This window comes from Rathayibacter sp. AC451 (assembly GCF_979253095.1).
In genome coordinates, this window is sequence record NZ_CEEDBD010000001.1 from 1,754,999 (window position 1) to 1,767,580 (window position 12,582).

Below are 12,582 nucleotides of genomic sequence, written 5' to 3' on the forward strand. Positions count from 1 at the left end.
ACCCCTCGCGCGCGGCCGCGCCGGGGCCCTAGCGTGGAGGGATGGCACTGACGCTCCCGAAACCCCGGCTCCCCTCCCTCCTCGACTCCCCCGTTCTGAAATGGGGGATCCTGGCCCCGGGCGGCATCGCCACCAGCTTCGTGGAAGCGCTGCGCACGCACACTCGCCAGGAGGTCGTCGCCGTCGGCTCGCGCTCGCTGGAGCGCGCGCAGGAGTTCGCGAACCGCTTCGGCATCGCCCGCGCGTCCGCCGGCTACGAGGCCGTCGTGAACGATCCCGAGGTCGACGTCGTCTACATCGCGTCGCCGCACTCGGAGCACGCGCGGCAGGCGCTGCTCGCGATCGCCGCGGGCAAGCACATCCTGGTGGAGAAGCCGTTCGCACCCACTCCGGGCGAGGCCGAGATGATCGTGCACGCCGCGCGCGACGCCGGGGTCTTCGCGATGGAGGCCATGTGGATGCGCTACCTCCCGCACATGGACGTGGTGCGCCGCCTGATGGAGGACGGCGCCGTCGGGGCGCCCGCCCTGGTCTCGGCCGACTTCGGCGCGGCGTTCCCCTTCGACCCCACGAGCCGCATCTTCGACCCCGCGCTCGCGGGCGGCGGGCTGCTCGACGTCGGCGTGTACGCGTCCTCGTTCGTCTCGATGATCGCCGGCACTCCGCAGAGCACGGTCGTCTCGGGCGGCCTGACGGACACCGGAGTCGACGCGACCGCCACGATCGTCGGCCGCCACGCGGGCGGCGTGCAGTCGCTCGCCACCTCCACCGTGCTGGCCGACACGCTGCAGGCCGCGAGCGTCGCGGGCAGCGAGGGCCGGATCGACGTGCACCCGGCGTTCTGGCGTCCGGGCGGGGTGACGCTCACGCGCGGGGACGACTCCGGCACCTGGCTCGACGAGTCGCCGTTGCGTGCCGGGGAGGGACTGGCGTGGGAGGCGGTGCACCTCGCGACCTACCTGGCCGAGGGGCGCACGGAGTCGCCGCTGCATCCGCTCGACGAGGTCGTCCAGGTGGTGCGCACGCTCGACGACGCGCGCCGGCGCATCGGGGTGTCGGTCTAGGGCGCTCGGGTCCCACCGCCGGGCGATGCTCGATCGGCAGGCGCTTGCACGATCTGCAGGCGCCTGCACGATTCGCAGGCACTTGCACGATCCGCAGGGGATGCGACCTGATCGAGGCCTGCTCCTGCGGCGGAATCGCGCCGCACGCTCCGATCCCCTGCACATCGGACGAGCCCCTGCAGACGGGCGGATGCCGTGGAACGTGCGTCCTCGGCAGGGGGTGCGCACCATCTGCAGGGGATCCTGCCGGTGACGGACGAGCATCCGCGGCGGGAAGCCCTTTCTCTGTCGGATCACCTGCACATCACACGGAGGCCTGCAGACGGCACGGAGACTTGCAGGTGGCGCGCGCTCGACGACGCGCGCCGGCGCATCGGGTGTCGGTCTAGGCCGGCAGCTCCACGCGGAACGCGGTGCGGCCCGGCTCCGAGTCCACGAGCACGCGTCCGCCGTGCGCGTCGACGACCGCGGCGACGATCGCGAGCCCCAGCCCCGTCGATCCGGTCGTGCGGGCGCGCGAGGAGTCGCCGCGGGCGAAGCGCTCGAACAGCACGGGGACGAGCTCGGGGGCGATGCCGGGCCCGGAGTCGGTGACCGTCACGACCGCGATCGGCCGACCCCGGTCATCGCGCTCCTCGGCGAGCGCCGCCACGACACGCGTGCCGGGCGGGGTGTGCACGGTCGCATTGCGCAGCAGGTTCGCGAGCACCTGGTGCAGGCGGAAGCCGTCGCCGCGGATCTCGACGGGCTCCTCCGGCAGCTCGAGGTCCCACTCGTGGTCGGGACCGGCGACGTGGGCGTCCGAGACCGCCTCGATCAGCAGCATCGTCAGGTCCACCGGCTCCTTCTCGAGGTCGCGGCCCTCATCGAGCCGGGCGAGGAGCAGCAGGTCCTCGACGAGCGAGGTCATCCGGGTCGCGGCCGACTCGATCCGGTCGAGGGAGTAGGCGGCGGCCTCGGACAGCTCGGCCTCACCGCGGCGGGGCAGCTCGGCGTAGCCGCGGATCGCGGCCAGCGGCGTGCGCAGCTCGTGCGACGCGTCGGCGACGAACTGGCGCACTTTGCTCTCGCTCGCCTCGCGCGCCTGGAGCGCCCCGGTGACGTGATCGAGCATGCGGTTGAAGGCGGCGCCCACGCGGCCGACCTCGGTGCGGGTGTCGGCGTCCTCCTCCGGGACGCGCTCGACCAGCTCCACCGCACCGCGCTCGAGCGGCAGCTCGGCCACGCGGGTCGCGGTCGCCTCGACGCGGTCGAGCGGTCGGAGGGCGACGCGGATGATCGCCGTGGCGAGGAGGGCGACCAGCAGCATCGCGAGCAGGGTGATCGCGACGACCACCGCCGTCAGCGAGCCGAGGACCTCCGTCGTCCCGCCCAGCGGCACGCCCACGACGACGACGGAGCCGTCCACGACGGCCGCCTGCGTCCGGTACGCGCCGAGGGCGCCGCCGAGATCGACCGTCGTCTCGTCTCCCCCGGCCGCGACCGCCTGCGCGAGGACCGAGTCCGGCTCCTCCGCGAACTGGCGGCAGTCGCCGTCGCCGTCGATGTAGGCGCCGACGAAGGAGCCGTCGCCGCCGCGCACCGCCGTGATCGTGCTGAGGTTCTGGCTCGGGCCGCCGAACGAGTCGTCGGGGCACGAGGTCGCGCGCTCGATGCCCGACGGGCCCGCGAACGGCCCCGGGCCGTCGAACTCCTGCAGCCGTTTCAGCGACTGCGAGAGCTGCGTGTCGGTGCTCTCGTAGAGGATCCCGCGCAGCGACAGCACGCTCACCGCACCGACCACTCCAGCGGTGATCGCCACCATCAGGACGACGGCGAGCACCATGCGGCGCCGCAGCGTCCACGGCACCCGCCCGCCGGATCGCCCGGAACGGGAGCCGCGCAGCGCCGATCGGGTCGCGAAGTCGCCGAAGGCGGGGCGGGAGGCCACTAGTCGGCGGGCTTCAGCAGGTAGCCGGCACCGCGCACCGTGTGGATCATCGGCGCGCGCCCGGCGTCGATCTTCTTGCGGAGGTACGAGATGTAGATCTCGACGACGCTCGACTTGCCGCCGAAGTCGTACGACCAGACGCGGTCGAGGATCTGCGCCTTGCTGAGCACCCGCCGGGGGTTGCGCATCAGGAAGCGCAGCAGCTCGAACTCGGTGGCCGTGAGCTCGATGGACGTGTCGCCGCGGCGCACCTCGTGGCTGTCCTCGTCGAGCTCGAGGTCGCCGACGACGACACGGGGGTCGTCGGCGTCGTTCGCGAGCAGGGTGCTGCGGCGGATGAGGCCGCGCATCCTGGCCACGAGCTCCTCGAGGGAGAAGGGCTTGGTCACGTAGTCGTCGCCGCCCGCGGTCAGCCCCGCGATGCGGTCGTCGAGGGCGTCCTTGGCGGTGAGGAAGAGCACGGGCGTCTGGCTGCCGTCGGCGCGCACCCGCTGCAGCACCTGCAGCCCGTCGATGTCGGGCAGCATCACGTCGAGGACGATCACATCGGGCCGGAACTCGCGCGCCAGGGTGATCGCCGAACGGCCCTCGGCCGCGGTGCGCACCTCCCAGCCCTCGTAGCGCAGAGCCATCTGCAGCAGGTCGGTCAGAGTGCTCTCGTCGTCGACGACGAGGACGCGGATCGGGGATCCGTCGGCCCGCTTGAGGCGCGTGCGCTGCGCGGGGGCGAGGTGCTTCGAGGGAGCGGGGCTGGGCATGCCTCCCAGTATCGGGAGGTTCCCTATGACCCCGCTATCAACGGCCGATGTCCTCGCCGTGCGCGTCCGGTGCCGCGACGCCGGCCTTCTCCGGCTCCTCGACGGCCGCCGAGCGGGCGTAGCCGCGCACACGCCGGTCGATGAAGGTCGCGAACCACAGCAGCACGCCGATCACGAGCAGCACCGCCGCGATCTCGTACTGGGCGATGTCGCGGCCCGAGGTGATCGGCAGCACCAGGTAGACGCAGGCGAGCGCGCCGATCACGGGCAGCGCGGTGGGCGTGCGGAAGTGGGAGTGCTCGACGGGCTGCCTGCGCAGCACGAGGACCGAGACGTTGACCACCGCGAAGACCGCGAGGAGCAGGAGCGACGTGGTGCCGCCGAGCAGGACCGCGATGGGGTTCTGCGTGTCGCGCGACACGTACGCGGTGAGCAGCAGCGCGATGACGGTGGTGAAGAGGATCGCCGCCCACGGCGTGCGGCGCCCCGGAAGCACGTTCTTCAGGAACGGCGGGAGGACACCCTGCTTGCTCATGCCGTAGAGCAGCCGGCTCGCCATCATCATGTTGATCAGCGCGCTGTTGGCCACCGCGAACAGCGAGATGAACGGCAGCAGCGTCGAGATCGGGAAGTCGGGCGCGGCGGTCTCGACGACCGTGACGAGCGGAGTGTCGTTGCCGGCGAGCTCGCCGACGGGCACGATCGCGACAGCGAGGGTCGAGACGAGGATGTAGACCACGGCGGTGATGCCGAGCCCGGTGAGCATGACCTTCGGGAAGATGCGGCTGGGCTCCTTGGTCTCCTCCGCCATGTTGACCGAGTCCTCGAAGCCCACCATCGCGAAGAAGGCGAGCGAGGTGGCCGTGCTCACCGCGAGCAGCAGCGACTTGTCGCCCGACGTCTCGAAGGCGACGACCCGCGAGAAGTCGGCCTGCCCGCCGAAGACGGCGAAGAAGCAGACGAAGATCACGAGCAGCAGGCCCGAGAGCTCGATCAGGGTCAGCACGACGTTCAGGCCCACGCTCTCGGCGACCCCGCGGAGGTTCACCAGCGCGATCAGCACCATGAAGACCAGCGCGATCGTGATCTTGACGCCGGCCCCCTCGCCCAGGCCGAAGCCGATGGCGAAGTTGCTCGCGAACGCTCCGGACGCGGCGGACGCCGACGTGATGCCGCTCGCCATCACCGTGAAGCAGACGAGGAAGGTGATGAAGTGGATGCCGAACGCCTTGTGCGCGTAGAGCGCGGCTCCGGCCGCCTGCGGGAACTTCGTCACGAGCTCGAGGTAGGAGCAGGCGGTGAGCGTCGCGACGACGAACGCGATGAGGAACGGCAGCCACGCCGCTCCGCCGACCTCGGCCGCGACCTGCCCGGTGAGGGCGTAGATGCCCGTGCCGAGGATGTCGCCGACCACGAACAGGAGCAGGAGCTTGGGTCCGAGGACCCGCTTCAGCTCGGGCGGGGCGGTGGTCTTCTCGCGTGTCGCAGTCATGATCGGCGCCTCCGTCGGCTCGTTCCGGATGAGCGCGAGCCTAGGACCGCGGCGGGCGCGGGGGGAAGGGTGCGGGAACGACGGAAGGGCGGAGGCTTCCGCCTCCGCCCTTCCTGTTTCGTCCGCTCAGACGCGGAGGTCGACGAGGCCGCAGGTGCCGATGAAGATTCCGGCGACACTCGCACCGGTGAATTCGGCTGCCGCGGCGTTGTTCGCGGGGTTGCCGTCCGTGTACCCGGTGGGGAGCGACTGAACCGAGAGCGAGAAGTAGCCGTCGAGGATGACGGCGAGCGGCGCTCCGAAGGTGACGGTCACGCTGGCGACCGGCGCGGTCACGGTCAGGATCTGCGCACCGCCGCTGAGCGCACCGACTGCGGCACCACTCGCGGTCACCCCGACGCTCACGAGGGAGTTGCCCGCGAGGCGGAGCGTCGTGTTCTGCGGGATCAGCGAGCCGTCGACCGTGGTGACGGTGAAGCGGGGTGCGGTTCCTCGGCCGAGGCCGAGCCCGTAGCAGGTGCGCGTCACGACGAGGTCGATCGCAGTGGTCGACGCGGCGGCCATCGGAGCGGCGACCGCCACGGCGACGACGGGGACGCTCCAGGCGGCGGACTTGGTGAGACTGCGGCGGGAGATGGAGTTCTCGGGCACGTGTTCCCTTTCGGAGGAAGGAGGTCGGAGGGCGGCAGTGCGGTGATCACCCCACGTCCGTAGGGGAAAGGTAGGGAGAGGCCGGGGGCGCGCTCCACGCCTCGGCCCGGGTCGACGATTCCTCGACTCCTCTTCGTCTGACGGTTCCCTGGGAGCCGTCTGGCCTTCTCGGCCGGGAGGTTCCGCGTGATCCCGGGGCAGTCGCCCGGTGATCGACTCCGGCGCCGCGCCGCACTGCCCGTCACCCTCGACCGGGGGCGCCTCGCTCCGGCTCGCCGACATGGCGCGGAACAGCGCCCCCGTGTCGGAGGGGGGCGGTCCGCGGGCGGCGCCTCATAGGCGACCCACAACCGCTCGATACAGCGCGCAGAAACCGCGTCCCTACCGTCGGGGAACCGGGCGGACCTCTCCGCCCCGCGTCCCGCTCCCGGGCGCCCCTCCCCCGACTCGAAGGACACGATGTTCGCCACCTACCTCCGGCGAGAGCTCCTGAACCGGCGACGGCAGACGATCGTCGTCGCCGCCGGCACCGCCCTCGCCATCGCCCTCGTCCTGCTCGTCTCCTCGTTCTCCGCAGGGGTGCGGAACGCGCAGGCGTCCGTCCTCGACTCCGTCTACGGAGTGGGCACCGACATCACCGTGACGCAGGCCGCCGCCGCGCCCGCCGCGGGCGACGGCGGCCAGCGGTTCGACTTCGGCGAGGCCGACGGCACGACCCAGGACGGCACGACGTCCGTCAGCCAGTCGCGCCTCGAGGTCGACCGCGGCACGACGGCGTTCGACGCGTCCGCCGTCGCCACGGCGCTCGGCGTCGAGGGTGTGCAGACCGCGATCGGGGTGCTCTCGCTCACCAGCACGACGTTCTCGGGCGAGCTGCCCGACCGCGGCGCCGCCGCCGCACCGGGCGATGCCGCGGCCGGGGAGGCCCCCGCGGGCGGTCCCGACGGCGCGGGCGGCTCCTCCTTCGGCGTCGACTCGTTCTCGGTGCTCGGCCTCGACCCGGCAGGCAGCGCGATCGGCCCCCTCGCCGATGTGGTCCTCACCGACGGGCGCACCTTCACCGCGGAGGACGCGGGGCAGGACGTGGTCGTGCTCGACTCCTCCTACGCCACGACCGCCGCACTGACGGTCGGCTCGACCCTCGAGGTCGGCGGCACCGCGTTCACCGTGATCGGCATCGTGACGACGGACTCGCCCGACGCGAGCACCGCCTCCGACACCTACGTCCCCCTCGACGTCGCGCAGACGCTCTCGGGCGAGACCGGCCTGATCTCGTCGGTCTACGTGCAGGCCGCGTCGGCCGACGACATCACGAGGATCCAGTCCGAACTCGAGGCGGCACTGCCCGACAGCACCGTCTCGACGCAGGCCGACCTCGCCTCCACCGTGTCGGGATCCTCTCGACCGCCGGCGATCTCGTCGCGGACCTCGGCACCTGGCTGTCGCTGCTCGTGCTGGCCGCCGCGTTCCTGATCGCCTCGCTCTTCACCCTCTCGGGAGTCGCCCGCCGCACCCGCGAGTTCGGCACCCTGAAGGCGATCGGCTGGTCGAACGGCGCCCTCGTGCGCCAGGTGGCCGGAGAGTCGGTCGTGCAGGGGCTGATCGGAGGCGCCGTCGGCATCGCCCTGGGCCTCGCCGGCATCGCGATCGTGAACGCCGTCGCGCCGACCCTGTCGGGCTCCTCCGCTGCGAGCGTCGCGGCGGGCCCCGGAGGAGGGTTCGGGCCGGGAGCCGCCCCGGCGGCCACCGCCACCGAGGTCGCGCTCTCACTTCCGGTCACCGTCCCGGTGCTCCTCCTCGCCGTCGGGCTGTCGATCCTCGGCGGAGTCCTCGCCGGCTCGCTCGGCGGCTGGCGGGCCGCGCGGCTGCGCCCCGCCGCGGCGCTCCGCTCCGTCGGCTGACCCCCTCCCTCCTCGATCCGAAGGACGACATGTACACCCTCACGAACGTCACCAAGAGCTACACCGGCGCGAAGACCCCCGTCACCGCGCTGAAGGACGTCACCCTCACCATCCCGGACGGCCAGATGGTCGCGATCCAGGGTCCGACCGGCGGGGGCAAGTCGACGCTGCTGCAGATGCTCGGCGCCCTCGACCGGCCCACCTCGGGCACCGTCGTGCTCGGCGAGCACGAGATCTCCTCCGCGGGCGACCGCCGGCTCGCGGCGATCCGGGCGTCGGAGGTGGGCATCGTGTTCCAGAGCTTCAACCTGATCCCGACGCTCAGCGCGCTCGAGAACGTCGAGACGGCGCTCGCCCCGCAGAGGATCGGAGCCGCGGAGCGGTCGGAGCGGGCGCGCGCCGCCCTCGCCTCCGTCGGGCTCGCCGATCGGGCCGACCATCTGCCGGCGCAGCTGTCGGGCGGTCAGCAGCAGCGCGTCGCCATCGCGCGCGCCCTGGTCAAGGAGCCGTCGGTGCTGCTCGCCGACGAGCCGACCGGCGCGCTGGACGAGGACACCCGGGACGACATCATGACCCTGCTCGAGTCGCTCTGGACGAGCCTGGGGCTGACGCTGGTGATCGTCACGCACGACTCCGCCGTGGCCCGTCGAGCTCAGCGCCGGCTGCTCCTGAAGGGCGGCCGGGTGACCGAGGCGGCGTGAGCGGAGGGCCCTCTGGCCCTGTCCCGAACCTGCCGTGACCGCAACCTGCCGCACGTCCGCGAGCCGCCCGTCCCCGGTGCTGCACCCGCCGCCCGCCGTCACCACCGAGAGCCCCCGATCCCCGTCGTTCCGCGGATCGGGGGCTCTTCGGCGTCCCTCGGACGGCTCCTTCGGAACACCGTGTCCGGATCGGGCGGACGGGGCCGATGGCACCATCCGGGCATGCCCGGAAGGTGATGTTGTGGCGCCCCGAGGCCTCCGCGAGTCTCGACTCACCGCCACCGAGGCGGACACGACCACCGCCCGGCTCAGCCGCTGGACGCATCACCACCGGGGCCGCCCGGAGTAGGAGCAGAACATGTCGAAGTCCCGTCGCATCCTCGTCACCGCCGTCGTCGCCCTCGGCCTCACCGCCGCCGCGGCGACGCCGGCCCACGCCGACGCGATCACGGCCTCCACCGCCACGGACATCGTCCAGTCGGCGATCGACCACCGCGACGCGGTGCCCCTGCCCGAGCTGCCCGTCCCCACCCCGAACGTCTGGGACTGGTGACCATCCCTCTCCCCCCGCGACCGACACGTCGCACCGACGCCGACCGAAGGAAGAGCATGAGCATCCTCGAACGACCGGGCACCGCCTCCTCGGCGGCCACCGCCTCCCGCACCGACACCGTGATCGAGCTCCGCGGACTCGAGAAGGTCTACGACGGCTTCCACGCCGTCGCGGGCATCGACCTCGAGATCCGCCGCGGCGAGGTCCTGGGACTGCTCGGCCCCAACGGCGCCGGCAAGACCACCACCATCGACCTCATCGTGGGGCTCCGCCGCCCCACCGGAGGCACGGTCCGCGTGCTGGGCCTGGACCCCTCCGTCGACCGCGAGCAGCTGACCACCCGCGTCGGCGTGCAGCCGCAGGAGGCGAGCCTCTACGACACGCTCACCGTCGCGGAGACCCTCCGCCTGTTCGCCTCGCTCCACGCCTCACCGCGTCCGGTGGCCGAGATCGCCGAGCGGATCGGCCTGGCGGACCAGGCGGGAGTGCGGGTCAAGAAGCTCTCGGGCGGTCAGCGCCGCCGGTTGCTGCTGGGCGTCGCGCTGATCGGGGATCCCGAGATCGTGGTCCTCGACGAGCCGTCGGCGGGGCTGGACCCCGCCGCCCGGCAGAGCCTCTGGGGTCTCGTCTCCTCCCTCCGCGACCGCGGCACCACCGTCGTCGTCACGACGCACCACATGGACGAGGCCACGGTGCTCTGCGACCGGGTCGCGATCGTGGTCGACGGCTCGGTCGTCGCCCTCGGCGCTCCGGACGACCTCGTCCGCCAGCGCTCGGCGCAGCGCCGGGTGTCGTTCACCGTCCCGGCCGCCGCCGACCTCGACGCCCTGCGCCGCCACCCGGGCGTCGTCTCGGTCGAGCAGGCCCCCGCCGGAGCCGGCGTCCGGGTGACCATCGCCACCACCGACTCCGACGCCCTCCTCGCCCACCTCTCCTCGGCGGGCTCCGGCGCCCGCGACCTCACGGTCGCCACCGAGACGCTCGAGGACGTCTTCCTCGCACTCGCCGAGACGAGCGACTACGACTCCCGCACCGGTAGCACGAAGCGGCAGGGAAGGAAGAACCGATGACCGCCACCCTCCAGGCCCCGCCCCGCTCGGCCCTCGCCGAGCTCAGCCTCACCAATGCGCGGGAGCTGCTGCGCGACGGGAAGACGATGTTCTTCCTCCTCTTCTTCCCCCTCTTCTTCCTCGGCCTGTTCTGGTTCCTCGCGAACACGATCGACGCGGAGTCGCCGCAGCCGGTCGTCGCCGTGCAGGAGTCGACGGGCAGCGCCGCGCTGATCGACCGGCTCGAGGCCGACGGCTTCGCCGCCTCCTCCCTCCCCGCCGGCGAGACCACCACCGACGCGACCGCGATCGTCACTCTCGGCTCCTCCGGAGCGCAAGTGCTGCTCGACGCGGACGAGGCGCCCCAGTGGCGCGGCCTCGTGGACGCCGTGGCGTCGGAGGGGATCGCGAAGTCGGCGATCACCACCGCCTACAGCGACGGCAGCCCCGTCAACGACCCGCTGCGCAACAGCCTCGCGTCGATCGTGATGGTGTCGTTCCTCTCCCTCGCGCTGCTCGGCACCGCGGTCCCCGTGGTCGCCCTGCGCGGCAAGGGCACGCTGCGGCTGCTCGGAACGACTCCGCTGAAGAGGTCGACGTTCATCCTGTCGCAGTCGCCGGCCCGCTTCCTGCTCGGAGTCGCCCAGCTGGGCCTCGTGGTCGGCGTCACCGCGGTGCTGGGCTACGTGAGTCCCGCGGCGATGCCCCGGCTGATCGTGACCGCGCTGCTCGGGCTGACCATGCTCTTCGCCCTGGGGTACCTCATCGGCTCCCGCGCCTCGAACGCCGAGGCCGCGACGACCATCGTGTCGCTGCTGATCCCCGTCGCCCTGATGCTGTCCGGGTCGATCATCCCGCTGAGCGTGTTCCCGCCGGAGGTCTCGGCGGTCGTGAGCTGGCTGCCGACCACGGTGCTGGCGAACGCCCTCTCGGTGGATCTCGTCGGTGCCACCGACGCCGCGAACGTCTGGGTCGCCTGGGGAGTGATGGCCGGAGTGGCCGTCGTCGCCGGAGGACTCGCCACGTGGCTCTTCCGCTGGGACCAGGGGGAGAAGCGATGAGCCTCCTCGAGTCCGCCGCCCGCCCCGACCTCGCCCCCGCCACCGCCACCGCCTCGAAGGAGAGCAGCGTGACCGCCCCCACCGCCGCGCCCCTCGGCGCCCAGCACGACCTCGGCCGGCTCGCCGACCTCGACCGCCTCGTCGGCCCGTTCGGAGTCGTCAACGGCATCGACCGCCTGCCGAACCAGCCCGGAGAGCCCGGCTTCCCCATCTACGTCGCCCAGATCGGCGATCTCTCGCCGCTGAACGACACGGTGCGGGAGTCGACCGGCGGCCGCTCCACCCGCGGCCAGATCGACGGGGCCGGCGGCGCCCTCGATCCCGAGAAGGCCTCCCGGCTCTGCCTCGCCGAGGCGATCGAGCGCTACGCCTCCTGCTTCGTCGAGGAGGACCAGCTGATCTGGGCCTCCTCGGACGAGCTCGGCGAGCAGGCGATCGACCTGCGCCGCTTCCCGCAGTGCTCCGAGACGGAGCTGCGGAACCCGCGGTCGATCCACGCTGCGGTCGACACCGCCGCCCCGCTGCGGTGGGTGCGCGGCTGGTCGCTCACCCACGGACGCCCGGTCTACGTGCCGGCGGTGTCCACCTGGCTGCACATCCCGGCCCGCACGATGGCGGAGCGGTTCACGATGCCGATCTCGACCGGCTGCGCGACGCACACCTCGCTCGCCCAGGCCGTCGTCAACGGACTCGGCGAGGTGATCGAGCGCGACTCCATCGCCCTGACCTGGCTGCAGCGGCTCGCCCTCCCGCAGCTCGAGATCGACGTCGACGACGAGCGGCTCGCACCGTTCCTCGAGCGCTACCGCACGAGCCACGTCCGCACCCGCTTCTTCGACGCGACGACCGACGTCGGAGTGCCGACGTTCTACTCCATCGACGTCACGCCCGAGAACCGCGTCCTCGGCCAGCTGGTGATGTGCAACACGTCCCTCGATCCGGTCGACTCCGTCGCCAAGATGCTCCGCGAGTCCGCCTCTTCGAGGATCGCGATGCAGGCCTCCCGCGGCCGGCCGGACGACGTCGACGAATTCACCTCGGTCTTCCACGGCGCCAGCTACATGGGGCAGCCGGAGCGGATCCGGGACTTCGACTTCCTGCTCGAGTCCGTGTCCTCACGGCGGCTGTCCGAGATCCCGTCGCAGCTGACGGGGGACACCGAGGGCGATCTGCAGGGCATGGTCGACCGGCTCGCCCGCATCGGAGCCGAGGCCGTCGTCGTCGAGATCACGACAGCGGAGGCGCGCGCCGCCGGGTTCCGCGTGGTCCGCGTCATCGTCCCCGAGCTCATGCCGCTGTCCTTCGTGCACACGGGCCGCTACCTCGCCCACCCGCGTCTCTACGACGCCCCCGTCGCGATGGGCCACCCCGCCGCCGACGAGGCCGGCATCAACCCGCTCCCCCAGCCGTTCGCCTGACGGC

At 72.4% G+C, this 12,582-nt stretch carries 12 protein-coding genes; 8 read left to right on the forward strand and 4 right to left on the reverse strand.

The annotated features are described in order from the left end of the window. The first annotated feature begins 41 nt into the window (after window positions 1-41). Window positions 42-1,064 carry a Gfo/Idh/MocA family protein gene (locus AC0CID_RS08365; RefSeq protein ID WP_465226431.1) on the forward strand — a complete coding sequence of 341 codons (1,023 nt, stop codon included), beginning with the start codon at window positions 42-44 and terminating at the stop codon, window positions 1,062-1,064. A 385-nt stretch (window positions 1,065-1,449) separates the two neighbouring features. Here AC0CID_RS08365 and AC0CID_RS08370 read toward each other — a convergent pair whose 3' ends face one another. The 4 genes from AC0CID_RS08370 to AC0CID_RS08385 form a co-directional block, all read right to left on the reverse strand. After that, window positions 1,450-2,994, reverse strand: a complete 1,545-nt coding sequence (locus AC0CID_RS08370; RefSeq protein WP_465226432.1) for a sensor histidine kinase — start codon at window positions 2,992-2,994, stop codon at window positions 1,450-1,452. After that, window positions 2,994-3,752, reverse strand: a complete 759-nt coding sequence (locus tag AC0CID_RS08375; RefSeq protein WP_278250069.1) for a response regulator transcription factor — start codon at window positions 3,750-3,752, stop codon at window positions 2,994-2,996. The genes AC0CID_RS08370 and AC0CID_RS08375 overlap by 1 nt, the downstream gene beginning before the upstream one ends. Before the next feature lie 37 nt (window positions 3,753-3,789). Next, window positions 3,790-5,244, reverse strand: coding sequence for an APC family permease (locus AC0CID_RS08380; RefSeq protein WP_465226433.1), 1,455 nt, complete (start codon window positions 5,242-5,244; stop codon window positions 3,790-3,792). A gap of 126 nt (window positions 5,245-5,370) precedes the next feature. Continuing rightward, a complete protein-coding gene (locus AC0CID_RS08385) occupies window positions 5,371-5,895 on the reverse strand; it encodes a hypothetical protein (RefSeq protein WP_465226434.1) in 525 nt (174 codons plus the stop codon). Window positions 5,896-6,354: 459 nt separating this feature from the next. Between AC0CID_RS08385 and AC0CID_RS08390 the strand changes: the two genes are divergently transcribed. The 7 genes from AC0CID_RS08390 (at window position 6,355) to AC0CID_RS08420 (ending at window position 12,578) form a co-directional block, all read left to right on the forward strand. Continuing rightward, window positions 6,355-7,368 (forward strand): ABC transporter permease, encoded by a 1,014-nt coding sequence (locus AC0CID_RS08390; RefSeq protein ID WP_465226435.1) that lies wholly within the window; start codon window positions 6,355-6,357, stop codon window positions 7,366-7,368. Continuing rightward, the gene (locus AC0CID_RS08395; protein ID WP_465226436.1) at window positions 7,347-7,796 is read left to right on the forward strand and encodes an FtsX-like permease family protein; all 450 of its coding nucleotides are present in this window, start codon (window positions 7,347-7,349) and stop codon (window positions 7,794-7,796) included. The genes AC0CID_RS08390 and AC0CID_RS08395 overlap by 22 nt, the downstream gene beginning before the upstream one ends. 29 nt (window positions 7,797-7,825) lie before the next feature. Continuing rightward, window positions 7,826-8,497: an ABC transporter ATP-binding protein gene (locus AC0CID_RS08400; RefSeq protein WP_465226437.1), complete on the forward strand. Its 672-nt coding sequence runs from the start codon at window positions 7,826-7,828 to the stop codon at window positions 8,495-8,497. A gap of 358 nt (window positions 8,498-8,855) precedes the next feature. Continuing rightward, window positions 8,856-9,050, forward strand: coding sequence for a hypothetical protein (locus tag AC0CID_RS08405; RefSeq protein ID WP_465226438.1), 195 nt, complete (start codon window positions 8,856-8,858; stop codon window positions 9,048-9,050). Window positions 9,051-9,106: 56 nt separating this feature from the next. After that, a complete protein-coding gene (locus AC0CID_RS08410) occupies window positions 9,107-10,120 on the forward strand; it encodes an ABC transporter ATP-binding protein (RefSeq protein WP_465226439.1) in 1,014 nt (337 codons plus the stop codon). Then, window positions 10,117-11,160: an ABC transporter permease gene (locus AC0CID_RS08415; protein ID WP_465226440.1), complete on the forward strand. Its 1,044-nt coding sequence runs from the start codon at window positions 10,117-10,119 to the stop codon at window positions 11,158-11,160. The genes AC0CID_RS08410 and AC0CID_RS08415 overlap by 4 nt, the downstream gene beginning before the upstream one ends. After that, window positions 11,157-12,578: a YcaO-like family protein gene (locus tag AC0CID_RS08420; RefSeq protein WP_465226441.1), complete on the forward strand. Its 1,422-nt coding sequence runs from the start codon at window positions 11,157-11,159 to the stop codon at window positions 12,576-12,578. Before AC0CID_RS08415 ends, AC0CID_RS08420 begins: the two co-directional genes overlap by 4 nt. Window positions 12,579-12,582: the final 4 nt, after the last annotated feature.